The following is an 18,016-nucleotide window of genomic DNA, read 5'->3' as shown; positions in this document are numbered from 1 at the left end:
CCGAAACAAACAGTTTAGGAAATTGGGCGTTCTTTGTTTCTGTCCTCTCCTTGCTTATCTCGGGCTTAAACGCGCGATTTTTCTCAGATCTTCCACCGCACCGGGTGCAGCCACGAAAACCTTGTTGCCTTTGGTGAGCTGTTCTCCGTCTACCGGAAAAGGATGCACATAACCTCCCGCCTCACGCACGAGACAGAAGCCCGCCATGCAATCCCAAGCATGCATATAAGGCTCATAATATCCGACCAGCCTGCCAGCCGCGACATAAGCGATCATCAGTGCGCCTGAACCATTACGGATAAAGGTTCCGCCCGCCTCAAGCAGGTCTTCTACGATTTTTGCAACAACCTGTGGTGTTACGTAGTTGTTGGCGCCGATACCCGTCACCGAATTACGGATCGTGCGGCTCGGATCGAGGACCAGCTTCTTTCCATCAAGTGTTGCACCCAAGCCTTTTGCCGAAGCATAGAGTTCGTCGAAGCACGGCGCCTGGATTACGCCAATGACGGGCTCGCCGTCTTTCAGAACGGCAATGGAAACACACCAGTTCGGCATACCGTTGACGAAAGGACTGGTGCCATCAATAGGATCCACAACCCATGTGTAACCCGAAGTGCCTTCATTCAACCCGTATTCCTCTCCCAGAAAACCATCCTGAGAAAACGCTTCCGACACACGGGCACGGATAAGCTGTTCAACGTCCCTGTCGGCAATCGACACCACATCCTGCGGATCGCGCTTGGTTTCGATAACCAGTGTTTCACGCTGCTTGAAATAGTCGAGGGCCTTGGCGCCCGCCTCGCGCGCGATCTTTTCGGCAAGCGCCAGCCGCGCTTCTAGTTCCTGTCGGGGATGGGAAGTCATGATGATTTTCCGATGAGAGATAAAGAAAGGCGCGACGTTTTTGCGCCTATTGATTGATAATGGCAAGTCCGCGCATTTTGAACTCGATCGATACATCGGTTTGCGGCGGCAGAGCCTCCTCGACCGCCGGATCGACAATGAAAAGCTTGCCGTGCTCGGTTTCGATTTCATACTCGATATGATCGCCAAGATAGGCCGAATGGGTGACACGTCCGGGAAATCCGCCGCCAGTCTTTGGCTGCAAGGTCACTGCGTTGGGCCGGATCGCAAGCTGCGCCGGACCTGGTCGAGCGTTGCGCGCGGTAACCCGGTGGGTCAGGCTGCCCACACGAATGACAGCTTCGCCCCCATCTGCCGTCATCACCTCACACGGCACAACATTCGCCTCTCCCATGAAATCTGCGATAAAGGCTGAGGCCGGTGTTTCATAGAGATCACGAGGGCTTCCCTTCTGTGCGATATTGCCCTCCTTCATGACGATGATCGTATCGGAAACGGCAAGCGCCTCGTCCTGATCATGCGTGACATAGACGGCAGTGAACCCGAGCCTTTGTTGCAACTCACGAATTTCGGTCCTTACCCGACGGCGCAGGCGAGCGTCGAGGTTCGAAAGCGGCTCGTCCAGAAGCAGAACCTGCGGTTCAAGCACAAGCGCGCGCGCTACGGCCACGCGCTGTTGCTGGCCACCCGACAGTTCTGCCGGAAGGCGATGCCCCATTCCTGCAAGACCGACGAGCTTCAGCCCGTCTTCCGCACGTTCGCGCGCTTCCGCTTTTTTCAAACCTGAAGATTCCAAGCCGTAGGCCACGTTGTCGAGCGAGTTCATATGCGGAAAGAGCGCATAGGACTGGAAGACCATGGACACATCCCGCTCATTGGCTGGCAGATTGGTCACGTCCTTGCCACCGATCAGAATGCGACCCGAAGTCGGATGTTCAAGCCCAGCCAGCAGCCGCAATGTCGTCGTCTTGCCGCAACCGGATGGTCCAAGGAGCGTCACCAGAGTTCCCGGCTCGACGGTCAGGGACAGATCGGGCAAGGCGGTAAAATTACCGAATTTCTTGGTGACATTTTCAAATGTAACGGAGCCGGGACGGATCGCAGTCATGCGGTTTTCTCCTGACGAACGGTTTTGACGGGGGGGACAGCCGCAACGCGGTTCTCGCGCCTGAGTTTGCGTTCACCCACGAGGAGCTGGAAGCCTGTAATGACCACGATCATCACGACAATCAGCATCGATGAATAAGCAATAGCCACGCCGAATTCACCGTTTTCGACCAGACCGACAATGTAGGATGTCGCCATGTTGTATTGCGCCGAAACGAGGAAAATAACCGCGCTGATGGACGTGATGGCACGCACGAAGGAATAGACCAATGCAGCTGTGATTGCGGGACGCAGCAGTGGCAGAATGACTTTGCGGATCGTGCGGAAGCTGTTTGCCCGCAACGTCAGCGAGGCTTCGTCGAGGCTCTTGTCGAGCTGGCTCATTGCTGCGATGCCGCCACGTACACCCACTGGCATGTTGCGGAAGACGAAACATGCAATCAGGATCAGCGCCGTGCCAGTCATTTCAAGCGGTGGCAGATTGAAAGCCATGATGTAGCTGACACCGATAACGGTGCCGGGAATTGCGAAGCTCAGCATCAAGGCGAATTCGAAGACGTTTCGTCCAACAAAACGCTGGCGAACGATCAGATAGGCCGTTAGCAACCCGACAGCAGCAGTCAGCGGAGCCGAAATCAGCGAGATTTCCATCGTCGTCCAGAACGAATTCCATGCCACACCGGTCCACGCAATTCCACTCTCTGCCCAATTGACGGAAAACGCCCGCGCGTAGTGCTCGACTGTCAATGTATTGTCGAGCCCCCACTGACGCACGAAGCCGCCAATAAGGATCATCGCGTAAACAACGACAGTGAAAATCATCCAAGGAATGACAAGGGCATAAACGCCGATCTTTAGGCCGCGTGGCAGCCCGGCATGCATACCGGAATCGCCTTTGCCGGTCACAGTTGCGAAGTTCTTGCCTGAGAGCCAGACGCGCTGGATAAGAAACGCAGTCAATGTAAAGCAGAGCAGCACGATTGCGAGAACTGCCGCGCGCGATGGATCGTTCTGCGCACCAACCACGGCAAAGAATATTTCGGTCGAAAGCACCCCATTGCTGCCTCCGAGCACCATCGGATTGCCGAAATCCGCCATACTTTCGATGAAAGCAATGAGAAACGCATTGGCAAGCCCCGGTGCCATCAGTGGCAGAGAAACCCTGCGAAACGTACGCCAGCGATCAGCGCGCAGAGTTTGAGATGCTTCTTCCATCGACGGTGACACACCCTCGACAACACCGATAAGTACGAGGAAGGAAATCGGGGTGAAAGACAGGACCTGTGCGATCCATATGCCAGTGAGACCATAAAGCCACCGGCCTGGTTCCACGCCGAATATATTGGAAATCTGTTCCGTCACTACGCCTGCGCGGCCAAAAAGCAGCGTCAATGCAAGACCGACAACGAAGGGCGGCGTGATGATCGGTAATATGGTGAGAAGCCGTAAGCCTTTCTTGAAAGGGAAGCCTGTGCGGGTCGCAACCAGTGCAAAAGCAAGCCCCAGCACTGTAGAACCAGTCGCAGTCATCAGAGCCAACCATAACGTGCGCCATGCAACGCCGCACCGCCCCTCACCGATAACGCAGGCCAGACTCCAGATCGAGGAATCCTGAATATTGCCGATAAACCCCTCAGGTTTGAAAGAACCGTCGAAATCCTGCACCGACCCGGCAAACATGCTGATAACAGGATAGAAGACGAATACAGCCACCAATGCAACCAGCAGTGTAATGGAAGAGACGACAAAAGCGTCCCCCTTCATGACGCCGCGTTCTGCGAGACCAAACGAGAAAATCAGCAGAAAGCAGAGACCTGTTAGGATTGCTCCAGCGCCGAATGCCGGCTGGCCGTCAGAAAGTGCGCCGAACAGATTTTCACTGATGGTCCAGTTCCAGCCGGAAAAACCGATGGCCAAGCCTTGCAGCGCCAGGAAAAGTACACCAAGAAGGCTCGCCCATATCAGAACACCGCTCCGACGTTCAACAGGCAATAGCAAGCGGGCACCGGCACAAAGCAGCATGAATACAGCAACAGCGCCAAGCCAAGGCCGTCCGAATAAGGCTACCTGCCAAAGGCCGGGTGCCGTTGCACCATCACCGAACATTCCAGCGAGCCAGCCGAAGCTCAGAAAGCCGTCTTCTATGCGATACCACGGCAACAAGACAAATGCCGCGAGTGCAAGTGCCAGAACGATATCCAGTCTGCGATTATGCTGTTTCATGGATGTCCGCGTCCCTCCAGATCGGGGATTTCCAAGGAATGGCTAGAGCATTTCCAGCAAAAGTGCGAAGCGGTTTTGCGCAGGATAATGCGTAGAAACAAAGAGATGGAGCATTTCCAATGATTCAATTTAAACTGGAAATGCTCCAGGTGCGCCGGCTCCTGCATATTTCAGGAAAACCGCTGCCTTGTTCCGTCATCCGGGTGCGTCGCACAACAAGAGCGGCGCACCCGGATTTCAAGCCAATGAAAGATCAGTTGGCGTGTGCACCGATTTCCTTATCCCAGCGCTCGAGCAGTTCCTTGCGCTTGGCGGGTTCGCCATAGGTCTTGAAGTCATAATCAATGAGCTTGATGTCCTCGAAGCGCGGGGATTCCTTTGGAACCTCGGCTGATTTGTTCGAAGGCAACTGGAAGGATTTCGCATCTTTCATGTGCGACTGCACTTCGGCGGTCAGCGCCCAGTCGTACCACTTCTTCGCATTCTCGAGATTCTTGGCGCCCTTGATGATCGACATGGAACCGATTTCGTAGCCTGTGCCTTCACACGGTGCGACTGACTTGACCGGGAAACCTTCTGCCGTCATCGATACTGCATCATGCATGAAGACGATGCCGATGCCAGTTTCACCACGCGCAGCCGACTTGACGGGAGCCGAGCCCGACTTGGTGTACTGCGATACATTTTCGTTGAGCTTCTTCAGATAATCATAGGCTTTGTCTTCACCCATGATCTGAACAAGCGTTGCCAGTGCCGTGTAGGCGGTACCGGAAGAATTCGGATTGGCCATCTGGATTTCGCCCTTATAGGACGCATCAAGCAGATCGGCCCAGCATTTCGGCTCTTTCAGGTTCTTCTTGGCAAGAATATCGGTGTTGTAACCCCAACCAAGCGCACCGGCATAAACGCCAACCGTGCGGAAGCCGGAGCTTTCGGCCTGTTTCTTGGCCCAATCATTCAACTGGTCTAGCATCGGCGATTTGTATTCGAGCGTCAGCCCCTCGGCTGCAGCCTGCAAATGGGGGTCACCGGTACCAGCCCACCAGATATCCGTCTTCGGATTGCGCGCTTCGGCCCGCACCTTGGCATAGGTTTCACCGGAGGAAAGCCGCACCATGTTGACCTTGATGCCCGTATCCTTCTCGAACATGTTCTTCATCTGCTCACAGATGACCACGTCCGCGGAACAGATAAGATTGAGATTGCCTGCGGCCTGCGCAGAAAAAGCAAATGAAGATACACCTGCGGCCAGCGCCGCAACCAGAAATGCCGAACGCATTGTTTTCCTCCCTTTATACGGCGCCTCCACGCCGACGCTTTTGCAAGCGTGTGCACAGTGTTTGCCTTTTATGAAAGCCTGTCAATGCCTTTGTAAATTTTATTCTGAAATTACAAAAAATAATTCAATCATTCTGTTTTTGACTATCATTTGCACAGCCATGCAAACTTGTATCGATAAAAGAAAAAGGCGGCCGAAAGCCGCCTTTTAGTTATTGCCTGTCAGGAGATCAGCCGATTGCCATCAAGCTGGCATTGCCACCAGCCGCTGTGGTGTTGATCGAAGTCGAAACTTCTTCCAGCAACCAGTTGAGACAATAGGCATCCGGGTTGTTTGCCAGTTCTTCCGTGGAAGCGGCTTGCGTCAGAACCAACGGTCCGGGAAGCGTTGCAAGCTTCTTGTTGATCTCGACAATGCGTTCAGCGTTCCCTTCAACCAACGCTCCAGCGAACGGTGCGTCGGATTCCCAGTTATTCGTCCAGATCGTGCGCGCTGCGACTGAAGCTGGAACATCTTTCAGGACATTCCGCAAATCTGAAGCCTCGTCGACATACACAGTATTGCCCGTAGCGAGGGCAGCCGTCATCTGGCGATAAAGGCCTGCTTCCGTTTGCGGAACCAGCAGGATATTTCCACGCGGATGCAGCGCATAAAGATTGCGCTCGCCAACAGGACCCGGCAATTCAAGGTCAAGACCGAGAGCCGAAGCGCTACCGGTGTCGCGCGCAGCCTGAGCCAGATCGTTCATGCCGCGTTGGCCAAGCCATTTCGCAAAATCCTTGAGCGCTGGATCAGTGTGAACCGAGCTATGACGCGGCGGGATTGGAGCTGTTTCCACCAGACGTCCGAGATAGAGCGGACCACCTGCCTTTGGACCAGTGCCGGACATGCCGCGTCCGCCGAATGGCTGCACGCCGACAATCGCGCCAATAACATTGCGGTTGATATAGACGTTTCCGACACGGATACGATCCGCAACATTGGCGATGGTCTCATCGAGACGCGTATGCAGGCCGAAAGTAAGCCCGTAGCCGGTCGCATTGATATCATCGATCAGGCGCTCCATATCATCGCGCTTGTAGCGCACGACATGCAGAACCGGGCCAAAGACTTCCCGCTTCAGATCGCGAAGCGAATTGATCTCGACAATGGTCGGTGCAACGAAAGTTCCATTCTGGGTTTCAGGACCGAGCGGAAGCTGCTCAACCTTGCGACCGAGATCGCGCATACCCTGAACGTGCTTTTCGATGATGTTCTTGGCTTCATCGGTGATAACCGGCCCAATGTCCACCTTCAGCTTGTCGGTGCGACCGATGGAAAGTTCCCTGAGCGCGCCCTTCAGCATTGTCAGGATACGATCTGCGACATCTTCCTGCAGGCAGAGAACGCGGAGCGCCGAACAACGCTGACCCGCACTGTCGAATGCCGATGCAATCACGTCGAACACGACCTGCTCGGCCAAAGCGGACGAATCCACGATCATTGCATTCTGACCACCGGTCTCGGCAATCAGCGGAATTGGCTTGCCGTTCGGCAACAGGCGCGAGGCAAGCTGAGCCTGAATGAGGCGCGCCACTTCGGTCGAACCGGTGAACATCACGCCGCAAGTCTCTTCCGCAGCAACCAGCGCGGCCCCAATGCGGCCATCCCCCGGCAGAAGTTGCAGCGCATCCGCTGGAATGCCAGCCTCGTGCAGGATGCGAACACCCTGTGCTGCAATCAGCGGCGTTTCTTCGGCAGGCTTTGCCAGCACGGGATTGCCTGCAACGAGTGCGGCTGCGATCTGACCGGTAAAGATCGCCAGCGGGAAGTTCCACGGGCTGATGCAGACGATAGGTCCAAGCGCTTTGTGGCCGACGCCCAGCGTACGACGGGTCTGCTCTGCATAATAACGCAGGAAATCGATGGCTTCGCGCACTTCAGCAATCGCGTTCGGCATGGATTTGCCGGCTTCGCGCATGATGAGGCCGAGCAGAACCGGCATATCACGCTGCATGATATCCGCTGCGCGCTCAAGACAAGCCGCACGTTCGGCTGGCGCAACCGCAGACCAACTTGCCGTTGCCTTCTGTGCCGCCTTCATGGCTTTCGCCACATCTTCTTCGGCGATCTCCGTCACCGTACCGACAACATCGTTCCGGTCACCGGGATTGAGAACCGAGCGGCTGGTGCCCTTTACCTTGGTTCCGGCAAGCTGAGGTTCCGATGTCCACACGCGGTCAGCGCTGTCTTTCAGAATCTTGCTGAGTTCAGCGAGCGTGACTTCGTTCGACAGGTCGAAACCGTCAGAGTTCTTGCGAGCGCCATAGAGATTTTCCGGCAGGGCAATCTGGTCATGGCGTGCTCCGACGACAGCCATTGAGCGAACGACATCAACCGGATCGGCGATCAGCTCATCGACGGAGACACTTTCATCGCCGATGCGATTGACGAAAGACGAGTTCGCACCGTTTTCGAGAAGTCGGCGAACAAGGTAGGCCAGAAGCGTTTCATGTGTGCCGACCGGCGCATAGATGCGGGCCGGACGGCCGAGCTTTTCGGCACCGACAACTTCGTCATAAAGCGGTTCACCCATACCATGCAGGCACTGGAACTCGAACTTTCCGGTTTTGAAATCCGGACCAGCCAAATGATAGATGGTGGCCAGCGTCTGCGCATTATGCGTTGCAAATTGCGGGAAAACGGCATCTGTCGCCGCAAGGAGCTTGCGTGCGCATGCAATGTAGGAAACGTCGGTATGTACCTTGCGGGTAAAAACCGGGAAGTCTTCCAGACCGTCAACCTGTGCGCGCTTGATTTCGGCGTCCCAATAGGCGCCCTTTACCAGACGAACCATGACGCGGCGCTTGTTCTGACGGGCCATGTCGATGATGAAATCGAGCACGAACGGGCAACGCTTGCCGTAGGCCTGCACCACGAAGCCGATGCCTTCCCAATCTGCCAGATCCGGATCTTCGATCAGGCTCTGCAACAGATCAAGCGACAGTTCCAGACGGTCTGCCTCCTCGGCATCGATGTTGAGACCGATATTGTAGGACTTGGCGATAGCGGCCAGCGCCTTCACCTTCGGCAGCAACTCCCCCATGACGCGTTCGCTTTGCGCACGGACATAGCGTGGATGCAAAGCGGACAACTTGATGGAAATGCCAGGGCCGTCATAAATGCCACGACCGGCGGAAGCACGACCAATGGCATGAATGGCGGTTTCGTAATCCTTGTAGTAACGCTCGGCGTCGGCAGCGGTGGTCGCGGCCTCACCCAGCATATCGTAGGAATAGCGGAAGCCGCGTTCTTCCAGCGGCTTGGCGCGCTTCAAAGCTTCATCGATGGTTTCGCCGGTGACAAACTGTTCGCCCATCATCCGCATGGCCATGTCTACACCGCGACGAATGACAGGCTCGCCGCAACGAGCGATCAAACGTGTCAGGGCAGCTGACAGGCCGCGATCATTGACCGTGTTGGTCAGCTTGCCGGTAACGACAAGTCCCCAGGTTGCAGCATTGACGAAGAGCGAACGACCACCACCGATATGAGATTTCCAGTCGCCATTCGAAATCTTGTCACGGATCAAAGCATCACGCGTCGCCATGTCCGGAATACGCAGAAGGGCTTCGGCAAGGCACATGAGCGCCACGCCTTCCTGGCTCGACAGCGAATATTCATGCACCAAGCCTTCGACGCCTGTACCCTTGTGCTTGGCGCGCAGCGCTTCAATCAGCTTGCGAGCCGTGGAACGGACTTGCTTGGCTGTTTCTTCCGGCAAGGCGGCCTGTGCAGCCAGCGCGGAAACGCATTCAGCTTCCGGCCGGCGATAAGCGGCGGTAATCGCCTGCCTCAGTGCGCTTTGCTCGCGGATCGGCGGCGCAAAATTCTGGAAAACCGGATTGATAGGAGCGGGTATGGTGTCGGTCATGGTGCAATGCTCACAAATGAAAACAGCCCCGAGCGTCTTTGCCCAGTTTAGCTCTGCTTTAAGTGGGCGCACACTATCATTTGTGCAAATTGCATTCTGCCTTCATTTGCTCCATATAAAGGATTATCGATCTTATTATAGGCTCTAAAGTAGGCTAGAAGAATGCGAAAGATAGATTCTGTAGACGATCTGGACCAATTCGATCGGCGTATTCTGGAAGTATTGAGCGAAGACGGACGCATTCCTGTCACGGAACTCTCGAAAAAGGTCGGTCTTTCCAAGACACCATGCCAGGCAAGGCTGAAACGACTGGTCGATGAAGGCTATATTGTCGGCTTTCGTGCGGCCATCGACCCTGAGAAACTCGGTCTCGATCATATCGCCTTCACGACGGTCAAGCTTTCCGACACACGCGAAGCCGCGCTTGAGGCGTTCAACACGGCCGTGCGCAAGATACGTGAAGTCGAAGAATGCCATATGATCGCAAGCTCTTTCGACTATCTTCTGAAGGTGCGAACGCCCAACATCCGGCGTTACCGCGAGGTGCTAGGCGAAAAGATATCGAGCCTGCCCAATGTCGCAAGCACATCGACATTTGTGGTGATGGAGTCGGTCAAGGACAACCGCCCGGTAAGGGTCTATCCGGGCGCATTGTAATTTTCAGTTATAGCGGCTCACCTGCCAGATAACGTTCGAGCGCTTTGACAGTCCCATCCTGCCAGATGCGCAGAAGTGCGGATGAAAAAGCCGCCACATAAGCTGGATTTGAAGCGAGCGAGCCGAAGATATCATCCATCGCAAGCCATGCCGCCGGATTGCTTTTTGCAAGAGCCGCCTGCTTTGTCAGGCGGTCCCATGACGGATCGTTCGGCTCAATAACCGTGCCGCTATCGGTCGTGCCATAGCAGTAACGGCACCAGAATGCGGAAACAAGCGCCAGTCCTGTCACAGACTTGCCTTCTGCCACACGATCAGAAGCAGTGGGCAGAATGAACTTCGGCTGACGGTTGGAGCCATCAAGGCAAAGGCGGCGGATCGTATCGCCGATGCTTGGATTGGCGAAGCGTTCGTCGATGAGGATGCGATAGTCTTCGAGATTGGTATCCGGTACGGGCGGCACCTCTGGAATGATCTCATCCTTGGTGAGCTTTTCCAGATAGCGCCGGATCAGCGGATGCTCCATCGCCTCATGCACGAAGTGAATGTCGAGCAGTCCACCCGGATAGGCAATGGCTGCATGACCGCCGTTCAGAATGCGGATTTTCATCAGTTCATAAGCGGCAACCTGATCGGTAAATGTGACACCTACTTTTTCCAATGCAGGACGCCCGGTGGGGAAATTGTCCTCCATCACCCACTGCTTGAAAACTTCGCAGAAAACCGGCCAGCCGTCTTCAACCCCGAAATCCTTCGCAGCGATTTCACGCTCGCGTGCACCGGTGGCCGGCGTGATGCGATCCACCATGGAATTTGGAAAAGCTACATTGGCAGAAATCCAGTCGGCAAAAGTCGCATCACTCAATTTGGCCAGTCCCGTCACGGCATCTTCCGTCACATGCCCGTTGCCCGGAATGTTATCGCACGACATGACGGTGAAAGGTTGAACACCCGCCGTCTTGCGCAGTTTCAGTGCCTGCACGATTAAGCCGAACACGGTCTTTGGCTGGTCCGGATGAGTGGCATCTGCCACAATATCAGGATGAGCAGGATCAAAGGTCTGGCTGGCCGGATCGATATAATAACCACCTTCGGTGATCGTCATGGAAACAATGCGAATAGAGGGCGATGTGAGATAGGCCATCAAAGCCTTTCGCCCTTCTTCGGTCGATATGGTTACATAATCGATCATGGAAGCGGTAACCCTTGCCTCCGCATAATCGGCTTCCTGTTCGACAACTGTGGTAAGCCAGTCTTGCGCCTTGAGCGTGTCCCGCATGGCATCATCACTGCCACGCACACCAGCGCCAACCAGCGCCCAGTCATGCCCCTCACCCATTCCGAACAGATCGTCCAGATAGACAGCCTGATGGGCACGATGAAAATTGCCAACACCGAAATGCACGATGCCCGGTTTCAACCCGGTTGGGTCGTAGCCGGGTTTGTGTACCTTGTCGAAGCTCTGGAGCGTTGCACGCGACAATTTGGTCATGACGATTTCCTTCAATTCAATCGGGTACGAACTGGACCTTCATCGTAGCAGGATCGCCACCGTGCTTGGTGAAGAACGGCAGCATTTCGCTGAGCGGTAACCGGTGCGAAACGAGGCGTGCCATTTCGCCCTTGTCCTGTTTGAGTATTTCCAGGGCCTGCGGAATGTTGCGGTTCAGCGAATGTGACCCTGCAATTCGAATCTGACGACGGAAAATTTCGAAAGGCGTGACTGAAATCCGTGCATCCGGTGCGCAAACGCCAAACACCAGAACCGTACCGCCGTCGGCCGTGAAGCTGACCATGCTTTCAACGACCTTGGCAATGCCGGTTGCATCGGCAACGAAATCGAAACTGCGCTTACGCTTATCCAGCATTTCCGAGCCCGACACGACTGGCTCAAGGCCGAGACTTTCGACAAAAGTCAGACGGTGTTCGTTGATGTCAGCCACGGCAACCTGTTGCACGCCTTGCGCCTTCAACGATAAGGCTAGCAACAAGCCAATCGGGCCTGCACCGAAGACGAGTGCATTTTCGGCACCTTGTGAGCCAATTTTCAGTTCCGCTGCGCCAAGACCGTTGAGGACACAGGCAAGTGGTTCCGCGAGTGCTGCTACGTCAAAAGGCAGATCGCCAATGGAATGGAGATGGCTGGCATCGACAAGGCTCATGCCTGCAAAGCCACCATTATGGGTTACCCCATAGGCCTTTAAGTCCGAGCACAGATTGGTCAGTCCCTTGAGGCAGGCACGGCAATGACCGCAGGGAATATTCGGATCGACCGCAATGCGGTCGCCCACCTTCACATTGGTCACGTCTTCCGCCACCGCGACCACAATGCCAGCATATTCATGCCCTGGTACCAGCGGAAATGCGCTGGACCCATAGCGGCCATGCAAAACATCTATGTCGGTGTGACACAGACCCGACGCCCTGACGTCGATCAAGGCGTGTCCCGACTGTAATACCGGCTCCGGCAGATCAGTCAGTCCGGCTTCGCCGTGGCCTGTAAAATAGATCGCTTTCATTGTATGTCCCGGCCCTGTTTCAAGCCATCCAGTTGCCCCCATCAACGCCGAAGGTCTGGGCGAGGATGTAGTCGCTATCAGATGATGCAAGGAAAACGGCCATGCCGGTAATATCTTCCGGCGTCGCGAACCGACCGATTGGAACGGACTTCGCTACCGCCGCTTTTTTCTCACCGGGCTTCAAGCCTTCCCATTTGGCAAAATTCGCATCCACCACGTCCCAATGTTCGCCGTCGACCACGCCCGGTGCAATCGCATTGACATTGATGCCATGCTTGACGAGCGCCAAAGCAGCCGACTGCGTGGCGGAAATGATAGCGGCCTTAGACGCGCAATAGAGGGTCACCAGCGCCTCGCCGCGGCGACCGGCCTGGCTCGCCATATTGATGATCTTGCCGCCGCGTCCGCGCTTGATCATTACGTTTGAAACCGCCTTCATCATGAAAAGCGGTCCCTTCAGGTTGATGTCGAGCACACGCTCATAACTGTCTTCGGTCAGTTCGTTGATAGGGGCCATATCGAAGATCGCGGCATTGTTGACCAGAATATCGATGCCGCCATATTCCGCGTCGATCTCTGCAACAACCTTGTCAATCTGACTGAGGTCGGTCACGTCAAGCTTTACCGCCTTGACCGATGAACCGATGCCGCGTGCGGCCTCCTCTGCCCGCTCAATATTAATATCGGCAATAATAACCCTCGCGCCCTCGCGCGCATAGGCTTCAGCGAAGCCAAGTCCGATACCGCGTGCAGCACCAGTGATGAGGGCCACCTTGTCTTTAAGTCGCATGGGGATACTCCGGGATATTGCAGCCTGCACTCACAGGTGCGTTTTCTTTTCCGTCAGCAATAATGGATGCCGTTCAAAGCGCTCCAAAGCCTTGCCATCGGGTGTAAACAAATGCGCGTCGGTCGGGTCAAAACCCAGTTTCGCCGTTTCGTGTGCACGTGCTGCGCTGCCACCGCCTGCTTCCGCAACAATCAGTCCGGTTGCGCTTTCATTTTGCACATAGAGATAGGTCTCACCACCAAGGCGCTCGACAACCATGATCTCACCTTCAAGGATACCATCGGCTGCCGGATGAAGATGCTCCGGACGAATGCCGAGAACCAGCGGCGCCCCAGCGCTTACGCCTTCGCTTTTGACAGGCGCTTTGACCGAACGTCCATTTGCAAGCTGAACTGTCACCCCGTCGGCATCGACGGCACTGGCTTTGACTTCGATGAAGTTCATGGTCGGTGAACCGATAAAACCAGCCACAAAACGATTCACCGGATGATGATAAAGCTCCAGTGGCGATCCTACCTGCTCCACCTTCCCGTCGCGGAGAACCACGATCTTGTGTGCGAGCGTCATCGCTTCCACCTGATCATGCGTGACATAGATCATCGTCGCATTGAGCCGGTCGTGCAGGCGCGCCAATTCAATACGCATCTGCACGCGGAGCGCGGCATCGAGATTGGACAGCGGTTCGTCGAACAGGAAAATCTTCGGTTCGCGCACCATTGCGCGTCCAATGGCAACACGCTGACGCTGGCCGCCAGAGAGTTGCTTCGGCTTGCGGTCAAGCAACTGGTCAAGCTGCAGCGTTTTTGCAACCTCTTCCACCTTGCGATCGCGTTCGGCTTTGGCAATGCCTGCTAGTTTCAGCGCAAAACCCATATTGTCGCGCACATTCATATGCGGATAGAGCGCATAGGTCTGGAAAACCATGGCAAGACCACGCTCATCCGGCGGCGTATCGTTGATACGCTCACCATCAATCGTGAGGTCACCGCCGGTAATTTCCTCAAGCCCAGCAATCATGCGCAGAAGCGTTGACTTTCCCGAACCGGATGGCCCGACGAAAACTACAAATTCGCGGTCTGCAATGTCGAGATCGACGCCCTTGATGACATCAATATTGCCGAAGGACTTGGTGGCGTTTTTCAGTGATAGTGTAGCCATTTCATTCCCTTTATTTCACTGCGCCGAAAGTGAGACCGCGCACCAGCTGGCGCTGCGTAACCCATCCGAAGACAAGTATTGGCGCTATGGCGAGCGTGGAAGCTGCCGAGAGTTTTGCCCAGAACAACCCTTCCGGTGACGAGAAGGACGCTATGAATGCGGTGAGCGGACCTGCTTGCGAAGCTGTCAGGTTCAGGCTCCAGAACGCTTCGTTCCAACACAGGATGATCGAAAGAAGTGCGGTGGACGCGATACCAGGAAGGCTTAGCGGCAGAAGCAGATAGCGTATCTGCTGGCCGACTTTCGCACCGTCCATACGGCTTGCTTCGAGGATTTCTCCGGGCACTTCCTTGAAAAAGGAATAGAGCATCCAGACCACAATCGGCAGATTGGACAGGGTGAAGATGATGATGAGACCGGTGCGTGTATCAAGAAGTCCGGTGTCACGTGCTAGAAGATAGATCGGCACCAGCACGCCGACTGCAGGCAGCATCTTGGTGGACAGCATCCATAGAAGAAGGTCTTTAGTGCGCTTGCCGGGGAAGAACGCTGCCGCATAAGCCGCGGGCACCGCGATAATGAGCGAGAGAATAGTCGCGCCCAGACTTTCAACGACACTGTTCATGGCATAGCGGAAATAATCAGCACGCTGGTTGACCGCGACAAAATTCTCCAGCGTTGGCTCGAAGAACAGCTTTGGTGGTGCCACCGCGTCAATTTCCGTCTTGAATGCAGCAAGCAGCATCCAGAGGATCGGGAAGAACATCAGCAACGCCACGATCCAGCCAATGATCCCGGCAGAGACGGCAGCCTTGTTGATCTTGCGTTTTGCAGCCATCGGTCAGCCCTCCTAATTATCCAGATTTCGTGCGACAGTCCGGATCAGGAACGCGGCAACGATGTTGGCAAGGATGATGGCGATGACGCCGGCTGCGGAAGCGCCGCCGATATCCCATTGCAGGAGCGCTTTCAGATAAATGAAATAGGTCAGCGTCGTCGTGGCGATACCCGGTCCACCCGAAGTGGTAACAAGAATTTCCGCAAACACCGACAGCAGAAAGATCGTCTCGATCATGATGACGACCGAGATCGGGCGCAGCAAATGCGGCAGCACGATATAATAGAACATTACCGGGCCTTTGGCCCCGTCTAGGCGCGCAGCCTCCATCTGTTCCCTATCAAGAGACTGCATCGCCGTCATCAGGATCAGCGTCGCAAACGGCACCCATTGCCAGGACACAATTATGATGACGGAAGCCATTGGAAACTGCGAGAACCAGTCGATGACCGGCAATCCGAAACTGCGTGAAATGAAGGCGAACAGCCCGTTCACCGGATGCATCAGCAGGTTTTTCCAGATCAGCGCCGAAACGGTTGGCATGACGAAGAACGGCGCAATGACCAGAAGCCGCGCTATATTCTTGCCCCAGAAATCCTGATCGAAGATGACCGCAAACAGCACACCTAGGACGACCGATATCACGAGAACCGACACGACAAGGATCAGTGTCTTGGCGATTGCGGACCATAAGGTCGGATCAGATAACAGGAAGGAATAGTTCGAGAAACCGGCAAAACCAGTAATGAATGGATTGATGAGATTGTAATACTGAAACGAGAACCACAAGGTCATCGCCAGTGGAACGATCATCCACAGCAAAAGCAGAATGACTGCTGGAGCGAGCAGAGGTCCAGTGCGGACACTGCGACGAGACTTTGCTGCAAAGCGTGATTTTGTGCCTGCGGCCAACGCATGGTTTGCTGGCATTCGGACTTATCCTCCCCTTCCCGTTTCGGATTCACCGTGGCGAACCTCTACGAAAATTAGGTCTGCCGCCTTCCTCCTACCGAAGGCGGCAGACCTTTATCTCACGGCTACTTGATGTAACCGGACTGCGTCATGATCTGTTCGACCTGACGCTGCGCGCCGTCGAGTGCTGCATCGACGCTCTGTTGACCCGCAACAGCCGACGAAACCGCCTGCCCGACAAGCGTACCGATTGCCTGGAACTCAGGAATGGCCACGAACTGGATGCCGGTATAAGGAACGGGGTCCTTGGTCGGTTTAGTCGGATCGGCAGATTCGATGGCTTTCAGCACCGTATCCGCAAAAGGAGCCGCCTTCTTGTACTCCTCGTTGGCATAGGTGGACTGGCGTGTGCCCGGAGGAACAGCAACCCAGCCTTCGGACTTGCCGACGAGCTCGACATATTCCTTCGAGGTCGCCCATTTCAGGAACGACTTCGCGGCTTCCACCTTCTTGCTCGATGCCGGAATTGCGAGGTTCCAGGACCACGCCCATGAAGAACCGTTTGGCGTCACCTCGACCGGTGCCTTGGTAAAGGCAACCTTGTCGGCAACCTGGCTCTGCTTCGGATCATAGATGCGTCCGGCAGCCGAAGTGGCGTCGATCCACATGGCGCAATGGCCGGTCGAGAACAGGGCCTGATTTTCGTTGAAGCCGTTTGACGTAATTCCGGGAGGGCCCGCTTCCTTCATCAGATCGACGTAGAAGTTAATCGCCTTCTTCCATTCGTCCGAATTGATCTGCGGCTTCCAGTTTTCATCGAACCACCTGCCACCGAACGTATTGATCAGCGTGCCGAGGTAAGCCATGTTTTCGCCCCAGCCCGGCTTTCCACGCAGGCAGAGACCATATTGTTCTTTCGACTTGTCGGTCAGCTTGGTCGCGAAATCCTTGATTTCCGCATAGGTTGGCGCATCGGGCATCTTGAGGCCCGCCGCGTCAAACAAGTCCTTGCGATAGAGCGTAAACGAGCTTTCGGCATAGAACGGCACGGCGTAAAGCTTGCCATCGACCGTCAGACCGGCGCGAACCGGCTTGATGAGATCGTCATAGCCGTAATCATCACCAAGATCATCCACCGACAGAAGCCAGCCAGCCTTGCCCCAGATCGGCGTCTCGTAACCACCAATGGTCAGGATATCGAACTGGCCGCTCTTGGTAGCGATATCGGTCGTGACGCGCTGACGCAGCACGTTTTCTTCAAGCACAACCCAGTTGATTTTATTGCCGGTCGCTTTTTCCCACTCCGGCGACAGTTTCTGCATGATGATCATGTCACCATTATTGACCGTCGCGATGGTGAGCTCTTCCGCCCACGCAGCCCCGGCCATAACTGCAACACTTGCAGCAGACGCAATAAGCCCTGCAACATAAGACTTGGTCCGCATTTCGTCTCCTCCTTTACGAATGCATAGCAAAATTCTTACATATGTAAAATTTATGGCGTGAGCTTCCGTAGCTTGTCAAGCACGGTTTTCAATTTTGCGTTGCGAGAAGAAACGACCGCTTTTGTGAACAGTTCCAAGGGCCGAAGTCGCGGACATTTCCACCTGCCAAATTCACGAACCGATGTTTTAGCATATATGGATATTCACCGCATCATTCTCTGCGAACACATTTGACTGCTTGACGTTTTGCCCCGCCTTTGACAGTTTGACGGGACTTCGCCTGGAGGAATACAACGGCGAGCGGAGCTGGA

At 55.1% G+C, this 18,016-nt stretch carries 13 protein-coding genes; 1 reads left to right on the top strand and 12 read right to left on the bottom strand.

The window, feature by feature from the left end:
• Positions 1-54 precede the first annotated feature (54 nt).
• From KWJ32_RS01940 to putA, 5 genes are all read right to left on the bottom strand, one after another.
• The gene (locus KWJ32_RS01940; RefSeq protein WP_012093200.1) at positions 55-864 is read right to left on the bottom strand and encodes an inositol monophosphatase family protein; all 810 of its coding nucleotides are present in this window, start codon (positions 862-864) and stop codon (positions 55-57) included.
• Positions 865-910: 46 nt separating this feature from the next.
• On the bottom strand, positions 911-1,972 hold the full coding sequence (locus tag KWJ32_RS01935) for an ABC transporter ATP-binding protein (RefSeq protein WP_012093201.1): 1,062 nt from the start codon (positions 1,970-1,972) through the stop codon (positions 911-913).
• Positions 1,969-4,194: an iron ABC transporter permease gene (locus KWJ32_RS01930; protein WP_012093202.1), complete on the bottom strand. Its 2,226-nt coding sequence runs from the start codon at positions 4,192-4,194 to the stop codon at positions 1,969-1,971. The genes KWJ32_RS01935 and KWJ32_RS01930 overlap by 4 nt, the downstream gene beginning before the upstream one ends.
• A 253-nt stretch (positions 4,195-4,447) precedes the next feature.
• Entirely contained in the window at positions 4,448-5,473 is a 1,026-nt protein-coding gene (locus KWJ32_RS01925; RefSeq protein ID WP_040128265.1) for an ABC transporter substrate-binding protein, read from the bottom strand.
• 229 nt (positions 5,474-5,702) lie between these two features.
• Positions 5,703-9,386 (bottom strand): trifunctional transcriptional regulator/proline dehydrogenase/L-glutamate gamma-semialdehyde dehydrogenase, encoded by a 3,684-nt coding sequence (gene putA, locus KWJ32_RS01920; protein WP_151609486.1) that lies wholly within the window; start codon positions 9,384-9,386, stop codon positions 5,703-5,705.
• 162 nt (positions 9,387-9,548) lie between these two features.
• Between putA and KWJ32_RS01915 the strand changes: the two genes are divergently transcribed.
• Positions 9,549-10,043, top strand: a complete 495-nt coding sequence (locus KWJ32_RS01915) for an Lrp/AsnC ligand binding domain-containing protein (protein WP_010659033.1) — start codon at positions 9,549-9,551, stop codon at positions 10,041-10,043.
• A gap of 7 nt (positions 10,044-10,050) precedes the next feature.
• On the opposite strand, the gene KWJ32_RS01910 is transcribed toward KWJ32_RS01915, so the two are convergent.
• The 7 genes from KWJ32_RS01910 to KWJ32_RS01880 all read right to left on the bottom strand — a co-directional run bounded on the left by KWJ32_RS01910 (position 10,051) and on the right by KWJ32_RS01880 (position 17,705).
• Complete coding sequence (locus KWJ32_RS01910) at positions 10,051-11,535, bottom strand: mannitol dehydrogenase family protein (RefSeq protein WP_012093204.1); 1,485 nt, start codon at positions 11,533-11,535, stop codon at positions 10,051-10,053.
• Between the two features lie 16 nt (positions 11,536-11,551).
• Positions 11,552-12,562, bottom strand: a complete 1,011-nt coding sequence (locus KWJ32_RS01905) for a zinc-dependent alcohol dehydrogenase family protein (protein WP_012093205.1) — start codon at positions 12,560-12,562, stop codon at positions 11,552-11,554.
• A 19-nt stretch (positions 12,563-12,581) separates the two neighbouring features.
• Positions 12,582-13,352: an L-iditol 2-dehydrogenase gene (locus tag KWJ32_RS01900; RefSeq protein WP_012093206.1), complete on the bottom strand. Its 771-nt coding sequence runs from the start codon at positions 13,350-13,352 to the stop codon at positions 12,582-12,584.
• A gap of 30 nt (positions 13,353-13,382) precedes the next feature.
• The gene (ugpC, locus tag KWJ32_RS01895) at positions 13,383-14,510 is read right to left on the bottom strand and encodes a sn-glycerol-3-phosphate ABC transporter ATP-binding protein UgpC (protein ID WP_012093207.1); all 1,128 of its coding nucleotides are present in this window, start codon (positions 14,508-14,510) and stop codon (positions 13,383-13,385) included.
• A 10-nt stretch (positions 14,511-14,520) separates the two neighbouring features.
• Positions 14,521-15,348: a carbohydrate ABC transporter permease gene (locus KWJ32_RS01890; RefSeq protein ID WP_010659038.1), complete on the bottom strand. Its 828-nt coding sequence runs from the start codon at positions 15,346-15,348 to the stop codon at positions 14,521-14,523.
• 12 nt (positions 15,349-15,360) lie between these two features.
• Positions 15,361-16,278, bottom strand: a complete 918-nt coding sequence (locus KWJ32_RS01885; RefSeq protein ID WP_012093208.1) for a sugar ABC transporter permease — start codon at positions 16,276-16,278, stop codon at positions 15,361-15,363.
• Positions 16,279-16,385: 107 nt separating this feature from the next.
• Positions 16,386-17,705, bottom strand: a complete 1,320-nt coding sequence (locus KWJ32_RS01880) for a sugar ABC transporter substrate-binding protein (RefSeq protein ID WP_012093209.1) — start codon at positions 17,703-17,705, stop codon at positions 16,386-16,388.
• Between the last annotated feature and the right edge of the window lie 311 nt (positions 17,706-18,016).

Source organism: Ochrobactrum sp. BTU2, from assembly GCF_024539785.1.
Lineage (GTDB): Bacteria > Pseudomonadota > Alphaproteobacteria > Rhizobiales > Rhizobiaceae > Brucella > Brucella anthropi.
This window is presented reverse-complemented; position numbering and strand designations above follow the sequence as displayed.